This window comes from Saccharopolyspora sp. NPDC047091 (genome assembly GCF_040643635.1).
GTDB lineage: Bacteria > Actinomycetota > Actinomycetes > Mycobacteriales > Pseudonocardiaceae > Saccharopolyspora_C.
Map to the genome: position 1 here is coordinate 1 of NZ_JBEYUS010000097.1, position 18,520 is coordinate 18,520.

The following is an 18,520-nucleotide window of genomic DNA, read 5'->3' on the forward strand; positions in this document are numbered from 1 at the left end:
ACTCGCACCGCCACGGGTTCTCAGCGGCTTCCTCGCGAGGACAGCGTTTTCTCCTGTGGCGGAGCCACCGGTGAAAACGATCCCGCAGCGAGGAAGCCGCTGAGGTTCCGCCACCCGATCCCCGAGCAGCGGAACCAGCGAGAGCAAGCTCAGGTGAGCTGCGGGATGCGGCGGGCGGTGGGGCGGGATGTCGCTTGGTAGCAGGGCCGGCAGACCTCTCCCGTGGAGGTCATCGTGAGCTGCGGGGCGAGCAGCCGGAGGCCGTGCTCGGGGATCTCCTGGCAGATGCCGTGGTGGCCGGCTTGGCGGCACAGGCAGGTGCACAACGCGTCCATCGTTCCTCCTCGAGGAGTGTCGGTCGCACGCACCGCCGCGACCACATCGTCGTCCACAGTGGACTCTCGTCCGGATCTCCCGCCGCCGCGCGGGTTTCCGCCGCGACCGGGTGCGGGTTCGCGGTACCGGTGCCCCGCCGGGCGCGCACCGCCCGGCGGGGATCCGATCAGTCCTCGATCGTGCAGAGCACCGCGCCCTGCGACACCGAGTCGCCCGGTGCGGCGCTGAGACCGGTGACCGTGCCGTCCTTGTGCGCGGTGACGGGGTTCTCCATCTTCATGGCCTCCAGCACGCCGATCAGCTCCCCGGCGGCGACCTGCGCGCCTTCTTCCACGGCGAGCTTGATCAGGGTGCCCTGCATGGGTGCGGTGACCGCGTTGCCGGAGACCGCTCCGCCCGCGCCACCGGCGGCGCGCTTGCGCGGCTTCTTCTTCGCCGCCGCGGCCGGTGCGGTACCGCCGCCCAGGTCCGCGGGCAGCGAGACCTCCACGCGGCGGCCGTCGACCTCGACGATCACCGTGCGGCGCGGCGCGGTCTCCTCCTCCGGCGGGACCGAGTCGTCGAACGGGGTGAGCCGGTTGTCGAACTCGGTCTCGATCCACCGGGTGTGCACGGTGAACGACTCCAGGCCGGTCTCGGCGATGTAGGCCGGGTCGCGCAGCACGGCGCGGTGGAACGGCAGCACGGTGGCGATGCCCTCGACCTGCATCTCCTCCAACACGCGCCGGGCCCGCGCGATGGCCTGCGGGCGGTCGGCGCCGGTGACGATCACCTTCGCCAGCAGCGAGTCGAACTGGCCGCCGATCACGCTGCCCGATTCCACGCCCGCGTCCACCCGCACGCCGGGTCCGGCGGGGGCGACGAACCGGGTCACGGTGCCGGGGGCGGGCAGGAAGTTGCGGCCGGGGTCTTCGCCGTTGATCCGGAACTCGATGGAGTGGCCGATCGGGGTGGGGTCGGCGTCCAGGTCGAGGTGCTCGCCCGCGGCGATGCGGAACTGCTCGTTGACCAGGTCCAGGCCGGTGGTCTCCTCGGAGACTGGGTGCTCGACCTGCAGCCGGGTGTTGACCTCCAGGAAGGAGATGGTGCCGTCGGCGCCGACGAGGAACTCGACGGTCCCGGCGCCGTGGTAGCCGGCCTGCGCGCAGATGGCGCGGGCGGCGGTGTGGATCTGCGCGCGCTGCGCCTCGCTGAGGAACGGGGCGGGCGCCTCCTCCACCAGCTTCTGGTGCCTGCGCTGCAGCGAGCAGTCCCGGGTGCCGACGACGATCACCTTGCCGTGCTGGTCGGCGAGCACTTGGGCCTCGACGTGCCGCGGCCGGTCCAGGTAGCGCTCCACGAAGCACTCGCCGCGGCCGAAGGCCGACACGGCTTCGCGCACCGCGGAGTCGAACAGCTCCGGGATCTCCTCCAGCGTGCGGGCGACCTTGAGGCCGCGGCCGCCACCACCGAACGCGGCCTTGATCGCGACCGGCAGCCCGTGTTCCCGGGCGAAGGCGACGATCTCGTCGGCGTCGGCGACCGGGTCCTCGGTGCCCGGCACCAGCGGCGCCCCGGCGGCCAGCGCGATCTTGCGGGCGGTGACCTTGTCGCCGAGGTCGCGGATCGCCTGCGGCGTCGGGCCGATCCACACCAGCCCGGCGTCCAGCACGGCCTGCGCGAAGTCGGCGTTCTCGGACAGGAAGCCGTAGCCCGGGTGCACCGCGTCCGCCCCGGCGCGGTTCGCCGCGGAGATCACCTTCTGGAAGTCCAGGTACGACTCGGCGGCTGTGGTGCCGCCCAGCGCGAACGCCTCGTCGGCGAGGCGCACGAACACCGCGTCGGCGTCCGGTTCGGCGTACACGGCCACCGAGGCGATGCCGGCGTCCCGGCACGCCCGCACCACTCGCACCGCGATCTCGCCGCGGTTGGCCACCAGAACCTTCTTCAACCCCATGGTGTTCACACCATCCCTGTACGCAGTGGTCGTGTCCCGCCGGTTCCCGGGGCGGGAACCGGCCGGTCGTTCTTCGGGGCGCGCGCGGCGCCGGAAGCGGCGCGCATCAGCGCGGCCGCGTGGAGTAGCGCCACGCCCCTGCGCCGGGACGCGGGGCGCCCTGCGCCGGGCCGAACCGCAGCCGGTCCGCGCGGGACGCCCAGTACGACACCGGCCCGTGCGGTTCCGCGGCCGGTGCGGTGGTGCTGAGCGCGGTGATCGTCGCGGTCAGCGCGGCGAGCTCGGTGTCGGTGGGCGCGCCGCGCACGACCCGCAGCAGCGGGGTCCGCGGCGCGGCGGTGCCGTCGTCCTCGCCGGTCAGCACGTCGAGCCGCGGCGCGTTCTCGTCCGGAGTGCTCATCGCGGCTCCTTCACAGCGGGATGTTGCCGTGCTTCTTGGCGGGCAGGGATTCGCGCTTGTCCGCCAGCATCCGCAGCGACCGGGCGAGGTAGCCGCGGGTGTGCGAGGGCGGGATCACCGAGTCGACGTAGCCGCGCTCGGCCGCCACGTACGGGTTGCACAGGGTGTCCTCGTACTCCTGCTGGAGCTGGGCGCGCAGCGCCTCGACGTCCTCGCCGCGCTCGGCGGCCTCCTTGAGCCTGCGCCGGTACAGGATGTTCGCCGCGCCCTGGGCACCCATCACCGCGATCTGCGCGGTCGGCCAGGCCAGGTTGATGTCCGCGCCGAGGTGCTTGGAGCCCATCACGTCGTAGGCGCCGCCGTAGGCCTTGCGGGTGATCACGGTGACGAGCGGGACGGTCGCCTCGGCGTAGGCGTAGAGCAACTTGGCGCCGCGCCGGATGATGCCGTTCCACTCCTGGTCGGTGCCGGGCAGGAACCCGGGCACGTCCACGAAGGTCAGCACCGGCACGTTGAACGCGTCGCAGGTGCGCACGAACCGCGCGGCCTTCTCGCTGGCGTCGATGTCGAGGGTGCCCGCCATCTGGGTGGGCTGGTTGGCGACGACGCCGACGCTGCGCCCTTCGACGCGGCCGAAGCCGACGACGATGTTCGGCGCGAACAGCGCGGAGACCTCCAGGAACTCGCCGTCGTCGAGGACGCGGGCGAGCACCTCCTTGACGTCGTAGGGCTGGTTCGGCGAGTCCGGCACCAGGGTGTCGAGTTCGAGGTCGGACTCCCCCACGCCGTCGGCGATCGAGCCGGCTTCGGCGTCCGCGTCGAACGCGGGCGGGTCGGAGAGGTTGTTCGACGGCAGGAACGACAGCAGTTCCTTGACGTAGTCGACCGCGTCCTGCTCGTCGGAGGCCAGGTAGTGCGCGTTGCCGGAGCGGGAGTTGTGCGTGCGGGCGCCGCCGAGGTCCTCGAAGCTGACCTCTTCGCCGGTCACGGTCTTGATCACGTCGGGCCCGGTGATGAACATGTGCGAGGTCTGGTCGACCATCACGGTGAAGTCGGTGATCGCCGGGGAGTACACCGCCCCGCCCGCGCACGGCCCCACGACCAGCGAGATCTGCGGGATGACGCCGGAGGCGTGCGTGTTGCGCTTGAAGATCTCGGCGTAGAGCCCGAGCGCGGCCACGCCCTCCTGGATGCGGGCGCCGCCGGAGTCGTTGATGCCGACCAGCGGGCAGCCGGTCTTGAGCGCCAGGTCCATCACCTTGACGATCTTCTCGCCGAACACCTCGCCGAGGGAGCCGCCGAAGACGGTGAAGTCCTGCGAGAACAGGCAGATCTTGCGCCCGTCGACGGTGCCGTAGCCGGTGACGACGCCGTCGCCGTAGGGCCGGTCGGCGTCGAGGCCGAAGTTGGTGGAGCGGTGCCGGGCGTGCTCGTCGAGCTCCACGAACGAACCGGGGTCGAGCAGCAGGTCGATGCGTTCGCGGGCGGTGAGCTTGCCCTTGGCGTGCTGGCGTTCGATGGCCCGGTCGGAGCCGGCGTGCACCGCCTCGTGGTTGCGCCGGTACAGGTCCGCCAGCCGGCCGGCGGTGGTGTGGATGTCCGGCTCCTCCGCCGGCGGGACGCCCACCGGTTCCGTCGCGCTGCTCATCGCTCCTGCGACCGCCATTCCTCGCTCGTGGACGAATTCCGCGGCCGTGCGCGCCGATCCTCGTTCCGGTGGACCGCGTGGGCACGGCCGGAACCCGGCGTCGCCCGGGTTCCCCGAGCGGAGGTTAATCCGCGGGCGTCCGGCGAGTCAACCGAGAAGTGAGCAGGCCCTACCCCGGACCCGATCGGTGAAGCGCCGGGCTACGACCGGGCCGGGCGGGAAAAGTGAACGGCGGCTAGTGCGATCACGATCCGCTGGTGAACATCAGCGCGGCACCGGCCCGGCGGACCGCCTCCGGGGCGCGGACCGTGCCGGTGCGGGCCATGTCGTTGGCCAGCGTCAACGTGGCCTGCACCAGGACCCGCGCGGTCGCCGCGTCGAGCTCCGGGCGCACCTCCTGCAACAGCGCCACCCACTCGGACACGTACTCGTGCTGGGTCTGCCGCGCCCGGTGCCGTTCGTGGTCGGGCAGGTGCCCGACCTCGCCGACGAGGATGTCGATGAACCCGCCGTGGTCGAGGGCGAAGGTGATGTAGGACCACAACAGCGCGCGCAGCGCCTCCGCCGCGTCGGTCTGCCGCACCAGGGTGCGGCCGAGGTCGATCTCCAGCCACGCCGAGCCGCGGGTGATCACCGCGTCGAGCAGTTCCTGCTTGCTGGCGAAGTGGTTGTAGACGCTGGGCCCGGCGATGCCGACCTCAGCGCCGATCTCCTCGGTGGTCACGGCCGCGTAGCCGCGTTCGGCGAACAGCCGGGTCGCCGCGGACAGCAGCTGGCGCCGCCGGGACGACCCGCCGCGCTGCAGCAGCAGGGCGTCCGCGTCCGGGGTGGCCGCGCCACGCCCGGACAGCAGCGGCGGCAGCCCGGCGATGGTGACGATCACGTCCCGCAGCAGCGCCTCGAACTGGGTCCGCGGCAGCTCGACCCGGTGGTAGGACGGGCTGGTCAGCGCGCTGAACAGGCACCAGCCGCGGAACCGCGCGTCCTCCTCGGCCAGGTCGGGGCGCCAGGAGCGGGCGAGGTCGGCGAGCCCGCCCGCGACGACCCGCAGCTGGTCCTTGAGCTCGTCGCGGTCCGCGGCGGGCAGGTGCCGGGCCTCCCGCTGCCAGAGCACCCCGAGCTCGCGGTGGTCCAGCGCGGTCGCGGCCAGTTCCCGCACCACCGCGTCCAGGTCGTCGGAACGCGCCCCCAGCACCCGCTCGAACGGGTGCAGGTGGTCGAGCACGACCCGGTGCAGCAGCAGCTGCTTGCCCTTGAAGTGGCGGTACAGCGCGGACGGGCCGACCCCGACGGCCTCGGCGATGTCGCTGACGCCGACGCGCGCGTAGCCCTGCTCGTAGAACAGGCGGGACGCGGCGGCGATGATGAGCTCCCGCCGGTTCCGCGGCCGGGTCCCACCCGGCTTCGTCTCGGCCACTGGACCGACCTCCCGGCACGCTCGTCGCGGCGCGTTCGCGCCGCGTCACGGGGCCAGGATAGGCCGCGTCCCGCCGCGCTCGGCTCCTCCCGCGCCCCGCCCCGGATCCGCTACGGTCAGCGCTGACCGCGAACAGTGGATCTCGGCCGGGCGGCGCGCGGCCGATCCGGCCAGCAGCCCCCGAAGGAGCCCCCGGCATGAGCAGCACCAGCGGGATCCGCACCAGCACCGGCGACGGCGTGCGCACCGTCCACTTCACCCGCCCGGAGCAGCGCAACGCGATGGACGGGGCGATGTTCACCGCCTACTACACCGCGCTCGCCGAAGCCGACGACGACCCGGAGGTGCGGGCGATCGTGGTCACCGGCGACGGCGACTGGTTCTGCAGCGGCGCCGCCCCGGACACCCTGCACCTGCTGGCCGAGGACGACGCACCCGACCTGGAGGCCGCGCTCGGCCACCCGCCGCACCTGCCGATGACGTTGCGGAAACCGCTGATCGCGGCCGTGAACGGCGGTGCCGCCGGGCTGGGGCTCGCGCAAGCGCTGTTCGCCGACGTGCGGTTCCTCGCCGACGGCGCCCGGCTGTCCACCGCGTTCAGCAGGCTCGGCCTGATCGGCGAGTACGGCACCGCCTGGCTGCTGCCCCGTCTCGTCGGCGTTGCCACGGCGATGGACCTGCTGCTGTCCGCGCGCAAGGTCGACGCGGCGGAGGCGAAGGCGCTCGGCCTGGTGCAGCACGTGCTGCCGCGGAACGAGGTGCTGCCCGCCGCCCAGGACTACGCCCGCACCCTCGCCGCGCACTGCTCGCCGCGGTCGATGGCGATCATCAAGCAGCAGGTGTGGCGCGGGCTCGACCTCGACGGCCCGCAGGCCGTCGCCGATTCGGTGCGGCTGATGGGCGAATCGCTGCGGGCACTCGATTTCCAGGCCGCCGTGCAGCGGCTCGGGCAGCGCGAACCGATCGACTTCCCCCCGCTGCCGCCGCGATCGCAGTAGCCTCCGTCACACCCGGTGCGCCCGTCTCGTTGCACCCGTCGAGGGCTCGGCCGGACCCGGCCCGCAGAGGAGGTTGGACATGGCACGCACCTGGTTGCGGCGCATCGCGGAACTGGACCCGGTCACCGACCATCAAGAGATCTACCGGATTTCCGCCGGCTGCGAGTTCCCCTTCGACTACCAGCGGGCGCTGGAGTTCGCCCTGTTCCGCACCTACTGCGTGCCGAGCATCTCGGCGCTGCTGGCGGCCACCGGCGAATTCGAGAAGCGCCCGCAGCAGCGCTACGACGACACCGCGCTGCTGATGACCGAGATCGCCGAACACGGCTACGACTCCGAGCGCGGCAAGCAGGCGCTGCGGGTGATCAACCGGGCGCACGGGCGGTACGTGATCTCCAACGACGACATGCTGTACGTGCTCTCGACGTTCGTCTACGACCCGGTGGACTGGATCGACCGGTTCGGCTGGCGGCGGCTGCACCCGCACGAGCGGGACGCGGCGTTCCACTACTTCCAGGCCGTCGGCAAGCGGATGGGCATCAAGGACATCCCGCCGACGTTCGCCGAGTTCCGCCGGTTCAAGGCCGACTACGAGCGGGAGCACTTCCGCTACTCGGACACCAACCACGCGGTGGGCCGCTACACGATGGACCTGTTCTGCTCCTGGTTCCCGAAGCCGCTGCGGCCCGCGGTGGGGCTGGGCGTGCGGGCGCTGCTGGACGAGCCGATGCTCACCGCGTTCGGGTTCCGCGCCGCACCGGCGTGGGTCGGGGTGGCGGCGCGCGGCGGGCTGAAGGCGCGCTCGGCGGTGGTGCGGCTGCTGCCGGAGCGGCGGATCTCGAAGCTCACGCAGGACCCGAAGAGCCGCACCTACCCGAACTACCCGCACGGCTACACGCCCGAGGACCTCGGCGCGCCCCCGCCGCCGAGCGACCTCGACCCGAAGTGGCTGCGCCGCAGCTGCCCCTTCCCCGCGCCGAGCGAGCAGACCAGCTGACCGCGGACACCACGACCCGCGCGGGTGCACACGCACCCCGGCTCGTGGCCCCGCCCCGAACCGGATCGAGGTCTCCGACGACCGGTGGCGACCGAGCGGCTGCCCGGTCCGGAGACCTCGACCGCGACTCGCGGAGCCGGGACGGGCGCTACGCCCCCGGGGACGTGCAGGACCGGATGCCGACGAGCGGGGCGGTCGCCCGCCAGAGCCGATCGATCAGCGCCTCGTCGTGGACCTGCCGGTTCGTCTGCCGCGAGCTGGCGGGCTTCTGCTGGGAGTAGAAGCGGCCGGGTCGCCAGTCGACCCCGGGGGCACCGGTGAGGAAGTGGGCGAGGTTCGATCCCCCCTTCTCCGGTGAGATCAGGGCGAGCCGGGACAACGGGGTCCGGTACATCAGCCGGGTCATGACGTTGTCGTTCTCGGCGCCGAAGGAGGTCCGCACGTTGCCCGGGTCGAACGAAACGGCGTTGATCCCGGCGTCGCCGTAGCGGGCGTGCAGCCCTTGGGCGAACAGGATGTTCGCGAGCTTCGCGTCGCCGTAGGCCCGCATCGGCGTGTAGCTCCGCTCGTGGTTCAGGTCGTCGACGTCGACTCGACCCACGAGCCTGGCCGAGACGCTCGAGGTGTTGACCACGACGCCGTCCCCGGCCTGCAGCCGGTCCAGCAGCAGGTGCGTGAGCAGGAACGGCGCGAGCAGGTTGACCTGGAAGGTCTTCTCGTTGCCGTCGACGGTCACGGTGCGTTCGCCGAAGATGGCGCCCGCGTTGTTCGCGAGGGCGTCGATGCGGTCGAACGCCTCCCGGATCTCCGACCCGAGACGTCGCACATCGTCGAGTCGCGTGAAGTCCGCGACGAAGTGCGCCGCGGCCCCGACCTCCCGCGCGGTGGCCGCCGTCCTCTCGGCGGACCGTCCCACGATCACCAGCCGGCTCTCCGGCCGGGTCCGCGCGACCTGCCGCGCCGCCTCGGCGCCGATCCCGTCGGACCCGCCGGTGATGACAAGTACTCGTCCCGCCATTGCACACCCCTCTGTGGCATCCATGAGTTGCTGTTGGCACTACAGTGCCACATGCGTCTCAGGAAGGTAGTATGGCGTCATGACGGCTGACCTGACGCTCCGGGAGCGGACGCGGCGTGCGGTGCGCGCGGAGATCGTCGATGCGGCGATGGACCTGTTCCTCAGCCGAGGTTTCGAGGCGACCACGGTCGAGGAGATCGCCGGCGCCGCAGGGATCTCCCGGCGCAGCTACTTCCGCTACTTCCTGAACAAGGACGAGGCGCTCGCCGAGGCGCTCGCCGCCACCGGCCGGACGATCGCGCAGGCGCTCACCGAACGCCCCCGGGAAGAGCCGCCGTGGGACGCACTCCGGCGGGCTTTCGACCCGCTGATCGAGCGGACCGGCGAGCCGAACGCAGCAGCCCTCGCCAGGCTCATGCTCGAACGCCCGAGCCTCCAGCAGGGGAAGGACACCGCCTGGCTGGCGGAAATCGCCTCCGCCCTCGAACAGCGCCTGCCCGCCGGTGCGAGCTCGCTCGACGCGCGCGCTCTCACCGCCTCCGCGATCGCGTGCCTCCACGCCGCGCAGGAGCAGTGGCTCGAACCGGGCGACGGCCGAGACCTCGGAACGCTGCTGACCACCACCATGAGCGCCGTCCGCCGCTTCACGGCGACGACCGCCGCCACCACACCCGACTAGCCCTCCATCCGTCCAGCCCTCCGGCGCTCCGAACGGAGCCGGACCGGCAGGTGCCCGCCGCGACGCAGGTCAGATCAGCTGAACGTCATCGATGAGCCACTGGTCGCCGGGGTGCACCAGCGTCAGGCGCATCCGGGTGCGGTCCACCCGCGGTTCGGGGCTGTTGGTGTTGGTGATGCTCTGGTCGACGAACAGCAGCAGCACCGCGCGATCCGGGCTCGATTCGGCCACCCCCGCGTGCAGCACCTCGCCCTTCGAGGTGGCCTGGTACTGCTGGATGAGCTGGGTGAGCCCGGCGCTGACCTCCTGGTACTGGCGGGCGAACGCCGGTGAGGAGTGCCGCGCGACCCGGTCGAAGTTCCCGGCCAGGTCCTGGTGGTCGTAGGTGGTCAGCGACAGCGCGTACTCCCGGCCCGCGGCGAGCGCCTCGGCGCGGGCGGCGTCCTCGGTGCTGCGCTGGTGCCACCGCCAGCCGGTGAAGGCGAGGCCGCCGAGCAGCAGCAGGACGACCAGGGTCCCGGCGATCGCGGCGCCGCCGGGCCGCCGCCGCTTCGCGGTGTCCGCGCCCCGCGGGATCTCTTCCGCCGGCTCGTCCGCGGTGGGCGGTTCTGCTCCCGACACCGGTTCGAGGTCCTCTTCGGGACGGGTGTCCCCGTTGGCCCGGCCGGTCGCCGACTCGCTGCTCATCGCACTCCCTGGAACATGATCGAGGACCACGGCCGTGGCCCCAGCACCTCGCCGTCCGCGCTCGGTTCCGCGGTGGCGGGGGCACCCGGCGCCGGGTGCCGCACCGGCTCGGCGGCCGGTGTCGGAGGGCGCGGCGCGCTGTCGGCGCCGCGCTGTTCGAGGCCCGGCCCCGGCGCGCAGCTCCAGTCGAGCCGCGGGTCGCGCGGGGCGGTGTCGGTCGGGGTGCGCCGCTCGGTGCCGTAGTAGCAGGCGGGACCTTGCGCGGCGACGAGGTAGAAGTCGGCGACGTCGCCGTGCACGATGCTCGCCAGGTCGGACAGCCCCTGCGGCAGCGCGGTCATCGTCTCGCGCAGCGCGGGCACGTGGGCGCCGAGCACGTCCCCGGTGGTGAGCAGGTTGCCGAGCAGCGCGCTCGCGTCCCGCTCGTTGCGCGCGAGCAGGTCGGAGACGGATCGGGTGGTGCCGGGCGCGGTCTCGGCGAGGTGGCGCAATGCCGGCTCCTGCGCGCGGGCCTGGTCGGCGAGCTCCCGCACCGACGCCGCCAGCGCGGGCAGCCCGTCGGCGGAGTCCAGCAGCGCCGGTCCCTGCTCGGCGAGGTTCGCCAGCTGCGGTTCCCGCTCCACCGCGAGCCGGGTGAGGTCGCGGGTGCCGTCCAGGATGCGGCGCAGCTGCGGGGCGGTGCCGTCGAGCCCGGCGGCGGCCTCGGACAGCACCCGCACGTCGTGCGGGTCGATGCTCGCGGCGAGGTCGGTGGCGTGCACCAGCAGGGTGTCCAGCGGCAGCGGGGTGCGAGTGCGCTCGGCGGTGATGACGTCGCCGTCGCGCAGGTAGGGCGGCGCGTCGGTGCCGGGCCGCAGGTCGAGGTGCTGCACCGCCATCGGGGTGTCCATGCTGATCCGCGCGGTGGTGCTCACCGGGACTCGGCTGCCCGGGTCCAGCAGCAGCCGCAGCGTGACGCCGTCCCCGCCGGGGTCGAGCCCGACGGATTCGACGGTGCCGGTGCGCACTCCGCGGTAGGTGACCTGCGAGGTCGCGGCGAGGCCCGCCGCGTCCGGCATCCGCACCGCCACCCGCACCGGTGTGCCGAGGGCGCGCGGCCCGAGCGTCGTGCCGAGCACGGACGCGCCGCAGCCGAGGCCGATGACCAGGAACAGGGCGAGCTGGATCAGCACGGCGCGGCTCATCGGGTGCCTCCGGTCAGCAGGTCGGCGGCGGAGCCGGGCGGCACCAGCGCCGGTCCGGGCACCGGTGGCGGCCGCCCGGTCAGCAGCGGCAGCAGGCTGCCGGAGACGTCGAGGGTGCCGTCCAGGTTCAGGTAGTCGCCGGGGATGGCGCCGCCCAGCCGCTGCTGGAAGGTGCGCAGCGAGGTGAGCGTGTCGGCGAGGTCGCCGTTGAACCCGGCCAGCGCGTCCAGCACCGGCCGCAGCGCGTCGAGCTGCGCGGCGAAGGCGGGACCGGCTTCGCGCACGATCCCGTCGCCGCTGCGGCCGAGTTCGGTGACGCCGGTGAGCAGCCGGTCGAACCGCGCCCGCTGCCCCAGCAGCACGTCCACGGCCGGAGAGAGGTCGTGCAGCGCGGCCTCCAACAGCGGGGTGTTCGCCGCGGTCTCGGCGGAGAGCCGGTGCAGCGCGTCGACGGCGGTGTCGAACTCGGCGCGGCGCGAGTCCACTTCGGACAGCAGGTCGTCCAGCCGGTGCAGCAGGTCCCGCACCTCCGCTTCCCGCCCGCCGAGCGCGGTGTCGAGCTCGGTGGCGATGGTGCGGGCCTGGTCGAGCCCGCTGCCGCCGAGCACCGCGCCGAGGGCGGCCAGGGTGGTCTCCAGGTCCGGGCCGCGGGCGGTGCGCTCCAGCGGGATGGTGGCGCCGTCGGCGAGCGGCTCGGTGGTGGTCGGCCGCGCGGGCGGTTCGAGCACCACGAACTGCTCGCCGAGCGCGGAGGTCAGCTCCAGGCGCGCGGCGGTGTCCGCGGGCAGCCGCAGTCCGGGCCGCAGCTCCAGCACCGCCACCGCGGTGAAGTCCTCGGTGGACAGCGCGCGCACGTGGCCGACGGTGTCCTGCCCGATCCGCACGGCGCCGCCGACGGGCAGCTCGGAGACGTCCTCGAACACGGCGGAGATCCGGGTTCCGCCGCTCTCCCCGGCCGGCAGCTCGTGCAGGCTCAGCCCGCAGCCGCCGGTCAGCAGCGCGACGCCCAGCAGCAGCGGCAGCAGCCTGGTGGTGCTCATCGGCCACCTCCGGACAGGGCGCGCAGCGGGTCCAGCTCGGGCGGGAACGGGATCGGGTTGACCAGGCCGGGCGCGGAGCACAGCGGGACGGGGATGCGCTCGCACAGCCGCGCGGTGGCCGGGAACTGGTCGAGGGAGGTGGAGATGTTCAGCCGGATGCGCAGCCGCTCGTCCTCGGTGATGGCGCGGCTGAAGTTGCCGAACACCAGCGGCAGCTGGGTGAGCACTTCGGCGAGCTGCTCGCGCTGCGCGGCGACCTGCCCGGTGGTGCCCGCGAGGTCGTGCACGCTGCCGGTGAGGTCCTCGCCGTGCTCGCGGAGCAGGGCGTCGGCTCCGGCGAGCGCCCGGTTCAGCCTGCCGACGGTCTCGTCCAGGTGCAGCCGTTCGGCGTCGTAGTCCCGGCCCGCCTGCCGCACCCCGGCCGCCAGCGAATCCACTGTGGACTTGTGCGCGGACAGCGCGCGCACCAGCGAGTCCAGGTTCCCGATCAGCGCCCCGATCCGCTCGCCGTCCCCCGCCAGCACTCCGGTGGCCCCGGCGAGCCGGTCGATCGCGGTGCGCAGCTTCGGCCCGTTGCCGTCGGCCGCCGTCGCCGCCCGGTGCAGCAGCGCCCCGAGGTCGCCCTGGTCGTCCAGCCCGTCCGGGCCGAGGGCGGTGAGCACGGTGTCCAGCGAGGACATCAGCTCGTCCCAGCGGATCGGGGCGTGCGCGCGCTCGGCGGGGATCACGCCGCCGTCGGCGAGCCGGGGACCACCGGTGTAGCCGGGGCCGAGTTCCACGAACCGGTCGCTGATCAGCTGCGGGCTCAGCACGTAGGCGTGCGCGTCGGCGGGCACCGGCACGTCCGGGCGGATCCGCATCCGCACCCGCACCACCGGCCCGCGCGGCGACACCTCCTCGACGAGCCCGACCGGCACGCCCAGCACCTGCACCGCGCTGCCCGGGTAGATGCCGTCGACGCTGGCGAAGTCCGCCGACGCGGTGCGCGCCGGATCGGGCCGCAGCAGCAGGTACCAGCCGCCGACCAGCAGCAGCGCGGTGGTGCAGCCGAGCGCGATCGCACGGGTCGTCCGGCTCATCGGCACCCCTCGAGCAGTCCGGCCAGGCACAGCAGGTTGTCCGGCAGCGGCCCGGCGGGCCCGGCGACGTCGCCCCAGCTGCCGTTGCCGGTGGCGTTGGCCAGCGATCTCCCCGCGGGACCGAGGGTGGCGATGGTGGTGGCGATGGCCTGCTCGTCGCGGTGCAGCGCGGCGGTGATCTCCCGCAGGTCGCCCAGCAGCGGCCCGAGCTTCGCCGAGTTGGCGCCGAGGAACTCGTCCAGCCGGGCGCTCAGCGCGTCCACGTCGTCGATGAGCCGCAGCACCGTCTCCCGCCGTTCGGTGAGGGTGCGCACGACCAGGTCGGCGTCGCCGAGCAGCCGCACCAGGGTGTCCTGCTGGCGCACCAGCGCGTCGGTGGTGTCGCGGGCGCCGTCGAGCAGCGCGTCGAGCTGCTCGTCGTGCCGGTCGACGAGCGCGGCGGCGCCGGTGATGCCGTCCAGCGCCCGTCCCACCAGCTCCGGGTCGTCGGGCATCGCCTCGCCCGCGGTGCGCATCATCTCGCGCAGCGCGGGCAGGTCCAGCTCCTCGGTGGTGCCGGTGGCGTCGGCGCCGAGCTCGTCGAGGCTGTACGGCACCCGGGTCCGGTCGAGCGGGATCACCGCCCCGGCGTCGAGTTCGCCGGTCCCGGCCGGTTCGACGGCGAGGTAGCGGGCACCCATCACCGTGGCCAGCCGCACCGAGGCGGAGGTCGCGGTGCCGAGCCGCTGCTCGGCGTCCAGCCGGAACGCCACCCGCACCCGGTCCCCGGCGAGCACCATCCCGGTCACCCGGCCGGCGGGCACCCCGGCGACGTGCACCTGGGCGTCGGCGGTGAGCCCGGCCGCGTTGGCGAACTCGGCGGTGTACTCCCGGGTCCGCCACAGGAACGACAGCTGCGGCACCGCGACCACGCCGCCGAGGACCAGCAGCAGCACCAGGATGCCCGCCCCGCCGGTGATGAGCGGATCGTCCCGCCACGCCGCTCGCCGTCTCATCGGCACACCTCCGAATGCGGGCCGCCGCCGAGGTCGACCTGCGCCCCGGCGACCGACAACCGCAGGTTGCAGACGTAGATGTTGACCCAGCTCCCGTAGTCCAGCGTCCGGTTCAACCTGGTCACCAGCTCCGGCAACCCCTGCACGGCGGTGTCGAAGCGGTGCTGTTCGGCGACCCATCCGCGGGAGAGCTCGCCGAGCGCGTCCACGTCGCGGGTCAGGCCCGGGGTGATCCGGTCCATCGAGCCGCGCACCGAGTTCGCCAGCGCGCCACCCGCGTCGAGAGCCCCGGCGATGCGCTCCCGGTCCGCGGCGACCGAGGAGGTGAGTTCGCCGAGCCCGCCGATGAGCGCGTGCAGCTCGTCGCGGTGCTCGCCGGTGGTGCGCAGCACCGCGGTCAGGTTCCCCAGCACCTCGCCGATGACCTGGTCGCGTTCGGTGAGCCCGGCGGTCACCGACACGACCCGTTCCAGCAGCGCGGTGAGGGTGCCGGATTCGCCCTGGAACACCGCGATCAGCTCGTGCGCGAGGCGGTTGGCCTGCTGCGGGTCCAGCGCGTCGAACAGCGGCTTGAACCCGTTCATCAGCGCGGTGAGCTCCAGCGCGGGGCGGGTCCGCTCCACCGGGATCGTGGCCCCGGCCGGGAGTTCCGGTCCGCCGCGCGCGGTGGAATCGAGGGCGAGGTACCGGCCGCCGAGCAGGTCGGCGTAGCGGACCGCGGCGCGGGTGTCGGCGGGCAGCGGCTGCTCGGCGAGCACGTCGAAGTCCACCACGGCGGTCCCGTCCCGCAGCCGCACATCGGTGACGGCGCCGACCCGGACCCCGGCGATGCGGATCTCGCTGCCCTGCCGGACGCCTTGGACGTCGGTGAACTCGGCGCGGTAGGCGCGGGTGGCACCGTCCAGCGGGTGGTTCAGCGTGTTCACGACGAGCACGGCGCAGAGCACGGCCGTGGTGGTGAAGGCGGTGAACTTGGCGGCGGTCGCGGCGAGGCTCATGGCAGCACCACCTGCGTGCCGCGCAGCACCGGGCCCGCCAGCAGGCCGACCAGCTCCGGACCACCGTCCGATGTGGACTCGACGGGGAACGCCTCCCGCAGTGCGGCCTTCTCCGCGGCGGACCCGACCGGGCCGACCGCTCCCCCGGTCGCGACCGGTGCCGGACAGCCCGGCCCGTCCAGGCCCGGGTAGCGCGGGCAGTCCGCCGCGTCGTACGGGTAGGGGTCGTCCAGCGTCACCGGCGCGCGGATCTGGAAGCGCCCGTCGACGAAGGTGCGGCTCGTGTTCGCGGTGAACTCCCGCAGCTCGCGCAGCGTCGCGGTGATCCCGTCCGCGTTCCCGCCGAGCACCGCCGAGACCGGTTCCGCGGTGCGCACCACCTGCACGGCGCGCACCCCGTTCTCGTCCAGGAACCGCTGGGACCGCTCGGTCAGCTCGGCACCCGCGTCGAGCAGCTCGGTCAGGTTCTCCCGCTGGGCCACCACCGCCCGGGACAGCACGACCGCGTCGTCGACGGTGGCCAGCAGATCCGGGGCCGCGGTGGCGAGCTGGTCGGCGAGCCCCGCGACCTCGCCGATCCGATCGGCGGTGCGGGCCGGGTCGATCCGCCCGGTCAGCTCGTGCAGCCCGTCGATGGTCTCGCCGAGCTCGGCGCCGCGGCCGCGCAGCGCGTCCGCCACGGTCCCCAGCGCCACCTGCAGCTCGGCGGGCCGCAGCGAGTCCAGCAGCGCGAACATCCGGGTGTAGGCCGCGTAGATGCGCACCGCCTCCGCCCCGGTGTCGGCCTCGATCCGGTCCCCGGCGGCGAGCCGCGGGCCGGTGCCGTCCGAGCCGTCCGGGGCGGCGAGCTCTACGTACTGGTCGCCGAACAGCGTCTTCGGCAGCACCCGCACCCGCACCGAGGCGGGCACGACGGCCAGCGCGGCCGGCTCCATCCGCAGCAGCAGCCGCGCACCTCCGGCGTCCGGTGCCACGTCGGCGAGCTCGCCGACCACGACCCCGCGGTAGCGCACCGCGGAGCCCTCCCGCACCGGTCCGGCCGCGGCGGGCACCGCCGCGTGCACCTCGGGTGCCTGCCGGAACGCGCCCGCTCCGCCGACGACCGCGAACGCGGCGGCGCCCAGCACCAGCAGCACGCCGCCGAGCCCGCGCACCGCCAGCGCGTTCCGGCTCGCCCCGTGCCGGGACAGGTCCACCATCAGCGCACCCCCAGCGCGGGCAGGCTGGGGCTCAGGCCCCAGAACAGCAGGGTCAGCACCATGTCGGTGAAGGTGATCGCCACGATGCTCGCCCGCAGCGCGCGCCCCGCGGCCCGGCCGACGCCTTCCGGCCCACCGGTCGCGTAGTAGCCGTAGAAGCAGTGCACCAGCGTCACCACCATCGCGAACACCACCGCCTTCACCAGCGACAGCACCACGTCCGACGGGCTCAGCAGCAGCTGGAAGTAGAAGTCGTAGGTGCCGCCGGACTGGCCCTGCACCACGACCACCGCGACCCGGGTCGCGAGGTAGGAGGCGAACAGCCCCACCAGGTACAGCGGCACCACCGAGAGGAACGCCGCCGCCATCCGGGTGCTGACCAGGAACGGCAGCGAGCGCACCGCCATCGATTCCAGCGCGTCGATCTCGTCGGAGATCCGCATCGCGCCGAGCTGCGCGGTGAACCCGGTGCCGACCTTCGCCGCCAGCGCCACCCCGGCCACCAGCGGGGCCAGCTCGCGGGTGTTCACCATCGCCGACATCAGCCCGGACATCGGCGTCAGCCCGATCAGGTCGAGCCCCCGGTAGCCCTCCATCCCGACCTGGGTGCTGGCCACGAAGGACATCGCGAAGACCACGCCGATGGTGCCGCCCCCGGCGAACAGCGAGGCCGAGCCGAAGCTGATCTCCGCGACCTGCCGCGCCACGTGCCTGCGGTAGCGCACCAGCGTCCGCGGCACCGCCGCCACCGCCCGTGCGTAGAAGGTGACCTGCGCGCCGAACCCGGCCAGCAGGTCGCCGAGCGCGCGCACCCGCCGGGCCGAACCGCGCCGCACCGCGCGCATCACCGGAACGGCCATCAGAACTCGCCCTTCGGCGGGAGCAGCAGCGGGTGCAGCTCGGTGAGCACCGTGTTCGCCACGAAGACCAGCACGAACGCCATCACCACGGCCTCGTTCACCGCCTCGCCCAGGCCGCCGGGACCGCCGCGCGCGGTGAGCCCCTTGAACGCGGAGACCAGCGCGGCCAGCACCGCGAACACCCCGGCCTTGACCTCGGCGACCAGGAACCCGCCCGGATCGGCGTAGGCGGTCAGCGTCGCGAGGAACCCGCCGGAGGAACCCCCCAGCAGCACGTGCACGAACAGCGTCGCGCCGATCCCGACGGCCATCACCACGCCGTTGAGCAGCACCGTCACCACGACCGCGGCGAGCACCCTCGGCACCACCAGCCGTTCCACAGTAGACAGACCCATGACCTCCATGGCCTCGGTCTCCTCGCGCAGCTTGCGCGACCCCAGGTCGGCGCAGATCGCCGATCCACCCACCCCGGAGATCATCAGCGCGCACACCAGCGGCGCGGCCTGGCCCACCACCACGAACGCGACCACCGCGCCCGCGTAGCCCTCGGCACCGAGCTGCCCGGCCAGCGAACCGATGTTCACCGCCACCAGCACGCCCAGCGGGATCGTCATCAGCACCGCGGGCAGCGAGCTCACCGCCGCCAGGAACCAGCACTGCTCCAGGCATTCCCGCCAGGCCAGCCGACGGCCCAGCACGGCCCGCACCCCGGCGCGCGCCGTGCGCGCGGAGAACACCACCAGCAGTCCCGCCTGCGCGGCCGCGTCCGCGACCGGCCCCCGGGCGGGCGGTGTCTCCAGGGCCATCGTCGGCTCCCTCCGCAGTGCGACGCACCACTAGAACGAGTGTTGCGTACCATGCGTTACGCAACAAGTGTTCTGCTTTTCGGGGGAGGAACCGCAGTGCCCAAGAGGATTCGGGACCCGCAGGCGCGCGAGCACATCGTGGCGGCCGCCCGCAGGCCGTTGAGCGCTTCGGTGACCGCCGTCGGCCGCCCCGGTTGCGCCTCGGCGAGCAGCCGCTCGGCGACCCGGATCGCCTTCTCGAAC

Annotated in this window: 18 protein-coding genes; 3 read left to right on the top strand and 15 right to left on the bottom strand. The window is 73.6% G+C overall.

Annotated elements, in window-relative coordinates:
• Nucleotides 1–149: 149 nt before the first annotated feature.
• From ABZ805_RS27150 to ABZ805_RS27170, 5 genes are all read right to left on the bottom strand, one after another.
• Nucleotides 150–335, bottom strand: a complete 186-nt coding sequence (locus ABZ805_RS27150; RefSeq protein WP_358446076.1) for a hypothetical protein — start codon at nucleotides 333–335, stop codon at nucleotides 150–152.
• A gap of 167 nt (nucleotides 336–502) precedes the next feature.
• Nucleotides 503–2,272, bottom strand: coding sequence for a biotin carboxylase N-terminal domain-containing protein (locus ABZ805_RS27155; protein WP_358446079.1), 1,770 nt, complete (start codon nucleotides 2,270–2,272; stop codon nucleotides 503–505).
• A gap of 106 nt (nucleotides 2,273–2,378) precedes the next feature.
• A complete protein-coding gene (locus ABZ805_RS27160; RefSeq protein WP_358446082.1) occupies nucleotides 2,379–2,672 on the bottom strand; it encodes an acyl-CoA carboxylase subunit epsilon in 294 nt (97 codons plus the stop codon).
• Between the two features lie 10 nt (nucleotides 2,673–2,682).
• Nucleotides 2,683–4,320: an acyl-CoA carboxylase subunit beta gene (locus ABZ805_RS27165; RefSeq protein WP_358446084.1), complete on the bottom strand. Its 1,638-nt coding sequence runs from the start codon at nucleotides 4,318–4,320 to the stop codon at nucleotides 2,683–2,685.
• Nucleotides 4,321–4,564: 244 nt separating this feature from the next.
• Nucleotides 4,565–5,737 (bottom strand): TetR/AcrR family transcriptional regulator, encoded by a 1,173-nt coding sequence (locus ABZ805_RS27170; RefSeq protein WP_358446086.1) that lies wholly within the window; start codon nucleotides 5,735–5,737, stop codon nucleotides 4,565–4,567.
• 197 nt (nucleotides 5,738–5,934) lie between these two features.
• On the opposite strand from ABZ805_RS27170, the gene ABZ805_RS27175 reads away from it, so the two are divergent.
• Nucleotides 5,935–6,735: an enoyl-CoA hydratase-related protein gene (locus ABZ805_RS27175; protein WP_358446089.1), complete on the top strand. Its 801-nt coding sequence runs from the start codon at nucleotides 5,935–5,937 to the stop codon at nucleotides 6,733–6,735.
• A 79-nt stretch (nucleotides 6,736–6,814) separates the two neighbouring features.
• Nucleotides 6,815–7,732 carry an oxygenase MpaB family protein gene (locus ABZ805_RS27180; RefSeq protein ID WP_358446091.1) on the top strand — a complete coding sequence of 306 codons (918 nt, stop codon included), beginning with the start codon at nucleotides 6,815–6,817 and terminating at the stop codon, nucleotides 7,730–7,732.
• Between the two features lie 148 nt (nucleotides 7,733–7,880).
• Here the strand turns inward: ABZ805_RS27180 and ABZ805_RS27185 are convergent, their stop codons facing one another.
• Nucleotides 7,881–8,750, bottom strand: coding sequence for an SDR family NAD(P)-dependent oxidoreductase (locus ABZ805_RS27185; RefSeq protein ID WP_358446094.1), 870 nt, complete (start codon nucleotides 8,748–8,750; stop codon nucleotides 7,881–7,883).
• A gap of 79 nt (nucleotides 8,751–8,829) precedes the next feature.
• Between ABZ805_RS27185 and ABZ805_RS27190 the strand changes: the two genes are divergently transcribed.
• The gene (locus ABZ805_RS27190) at nucleotides 8,830–9,429 is read left to right on the top strand and encodes a TetR family transcriptional regulator (RefSeq protein WP_358446097.1); all 600 of its coding nucleotides are present in this window, start codon (nucleotides 8,830–8,832) and stop codon (nucleotides 9,427–9,429) included.
• A 69-nt stretch (nucleotides 9,430–9,498) separates the two neighbouring features.
• Here ABZ805_RS27190 and ABZ805_RS27195 read toward each other — a convergent pair whose 3' ends face one another.
• Genes ABZ805_RS27195 through ABZ805_RS27235 form a run of 9 tightly spaced genes read right to left on the bottom strand, consistent with a single transcriptional unit; the run spans nucleotide 9,499 to nucleotide 18,277 of the window.
• Complete coding sequence (locus ABZ805_RS27195; protein WP_358446100.1) at nucleotides 9,499–10,116, bottom strand: VirB8/TrbF family protein; 618 nt, start codon at nucleotides 10,114–10,116, stop codon at nucleotides 9,499–9,501.
• Nucleotides 10,113–11,300, bottom strand: coding sequence for an MlaD family protein (locus ABZ805_RS27200; RefSeq protein ID WP_358446103.1), 1,188 nt, complete (start codon nucleotides 11,298–11,300; stop codon nucleotides 10,113–10,115). The genes ABZ805_RS27195 and ABZ805_RS27200 overlap by 4 nt, the downstream gene beginning before the upstream one ends.
• Entirely contained in the window at nucleotides 11,297–12,340 is a 1,044-nt protein-coding gene (locus ABZ805_RS27205) for an MCE family protein (protein ID WP_358446106.1), read from the bottom strand. The genes ABZ805_RS27200 and ABZ805_RS27205 overlap by 4 nt, the downstream gene beginning before the upstream one ends.
• Nucleotides 12,337–13,419: an MCE family protein gene (locus ABZ805_RS27210; RefSeq protein ID WP_358446109.1), complete on the bottom strand. Its 1,083-nt coding sequence runs from the start codon at nucleotides 13,417–13,419 to the stop codon at nucleotides 12,337–12,339. Before ABZ805_RS27210 ends, ABZ805_RS27205 begins: the two co-directional genes overlap by 4 nt.
• On the bottom strand, nucleotides 13,416–14,414 hold the full coding sequence (locus tag ABZ805_RS27215) for an MCE family protein (RefSeq protein ID WP_358446111.1): 999 nt from the start codon (nucleotides 14,412–14,414) through the stop codon (nucleotides 13,416–13,418). The genes ABZ805_RS27210 and ABZ805_RS27215 overlap by 4 nt, the downstream gene beginning before the upstream one ends.
• Nucleotides 14,411–15,412, bottom strand: coding sequence for an MCE family protein (locus ABZ805_RS27220; RefSeq protein ID WP_358446113.1), 1,002 nt, complete (start codon nucleotides 15,410–15,412; stop codon nucleotides 14,411–14,413). The genes ABZ805_RS27215 and ABZ805_RS27220 overlap by 4 nt, the downstream gene beginning before the upstream one ends.
• The gene (locus ABZ805_RS27225; RefSeq protein ID WP_358446115.1) at nucleotides 15,409–16,611 is read right to left on the bottom strand and encodes an MCE family protein; all 1,203 of its coding nucleotides are present in this window, start codon (nucleotides 16,609–16,611) and stop codon (nucleotides 15,409–15,411) included. The genes ABZ805_RS27220 and ABZ805_RS27225 overlap by 4 nt, the downstream gene beginning before the upstream one ends.
• Nucleotides 16,611–17,471 carry an ABC transporter permease gene (locus tag ABZ805_RS27230; protein ID WP_358446117.1) on the bottom strand — a complete coding sequence of 287 codons (861 nt, stop codon included), beginning with the start codon at nucleotides 17,469–17,471 and terminating at the stop codon, nucleotides 16,611–16,613. The genes ABZ805_RS27225 and ABZ805_RS27230 overlap by 1 nt, the downstream gene beginning before the upstream one ends.
• On the bottom strand, nucleotides 17,471–18,277 hold the full coding sequence (locus ABZ805_RS27235; protein ID WP_358446119.1) for an ABC transporter permease: 807 nt from the start codon (nucleotides 18,275–18,277) through the stop codon (nucleotides 17,471–17,473). The genes ABZ805_RS27230 and ABZ805_RS27235 overlap by 1 nt, the downstream gene beginning before the upstream one ends.
• Between the last annotated feature and the right edge of the window lie 243 nt (nucleotides 18,278–18,520).

What these genes read in the sequence shown, in the direction of transcription:
- ABZ805_RS27150 (WP_358446076.1), bottom strand. Translation starts at nt 335, where the DNA reads ATGGACGCGTTGTGCACCTGCCTGTGCCGCCAAGCCGGCCACCACGGC.
- ABZ805_RS27155 (WP_358446079.1), bottom strand. Translation starts at nt 2,272, where the DNA reads ATGGGGTTGAAGAAGGTTCTGGTGGCCAACCGCGGCGAGATCGCGGTG.
- ABZ805_RS27160 (WP_358446082.1), bottom strand. Translation starts at nt 2,672, where the DNA reads ATGAGCACTCCGGACGAGAACGCGCCGCGGCTCGACGTGCTGACCGGC.
- ABZ805_RS27165 (WP_358446084.1), bottom strand. Translation starts at nt 4,320, where the DNA reads ATGAGCAGCGCGACGGAACCGGTGGGCGTCCCGCCGGCGGAGGAGCCG.
- ABZ805_RS27175 (WP_358446089.1), top strand. Translation starts at nt 5,935, where the DNA reads ATGAGCAGCACCAGCGGGATCCGCACCAGCACCGGCGACGGCGTGCGC.
- ABZ805_RS27180 (WP_358446091.1), top strand. Translation starts at nt 6,815, where the DNA reads ATGGCACGCACCTGGTTGCGGCGCATCGCGGAACTGGACCCGGTCACC.
- ABZ805_RS27185 (WP_358446094.1), bottom strand. Translation starts at nt 8,750, where the DNA reads ATGGCGGGACGAGTACTTGTCATCACCGGCGGGTCCGACGGGATCGGC.
- ABZ805_RS27190 (WP_358446097.1), top strand. Translation starts at nt 8,830, where the DNA reads ATGACGGCTGACCTGACGCTCCGGGAGCGGACGCGGCGTGCGGTGCGC.
- ABZ805_RS27195 (WP_358446100.1), bottom strand. Translation starts at nt 10,116, where the DNA reads ATGAGCAGCGAGTCGGCGACCGGCCGGGCCAACGGGGACACCCGTCCC.
- ABZ805_RS27200 (WP_358446103.1), bottom strand. Translation starts at nt 11,300, where the DNA reads ATGAGCCGCGCCGTGCTGATCCAGCTCGCCCTGTTCCTGGTCATCGGC.
- ABZ805_RS27205 (WP_358446106.1), bottom strand. Translation starts at nt 12,340, where the DNA reads ATGAGCACCACCAGGCTGCTGCCGCTGCTGCTGGGCGTCGCGCTGCTG.
- ABZ805_RS27210 (WP_358446109.1), bottom strand. Translation starts at nt 13,419, where the DNA reads ATGAGCCGGACGACCCGTGCGATCGCGCTCGGCTGCACCACCGCGCTG.
- ABZ805_RS27215 (WP_358446111.1), bottom strand. Translation starts at nt 14,414, where the DNA reads ATGAGACGGCGAGCGGCGTGGCGGGACGATCCGCTCATCACCGGCGGG.
- ABZ805_RS27220 (WP_358446113.1), bottom strand. Translation starts at nt 15,412, where the DNA reads ATGAGCCTCGCCGCGACCGCCGCCAAGTTCACCGCCTTCACCACCACG.
- ABZ805_RS27225 (WP_358446115.1), bottom strand. Translation starts at nt 16,611, where the DNA reads ATGGTGGACCTGTCCCGGCACGGGGCGAGCCGGAACGCGCTGGCGGTG.
- ABZ805_RS27230 (WP_358446117.1), bottom strand. Translation starts at nt 17,471, where the DNA reads ATGGCCGTTCCGGTGATGCGCGCGGTGCGGCGCGGTTCGGCCCGGCGG.
- ABZ805_RS27235 (WP_358446119.1), bottom strand. Translation starts at nt 18,277, where the DNA reads ATGGCCCTGGAGACACCGCCCGCCCGGGGGCCGGTCGCGGACGCGGCC.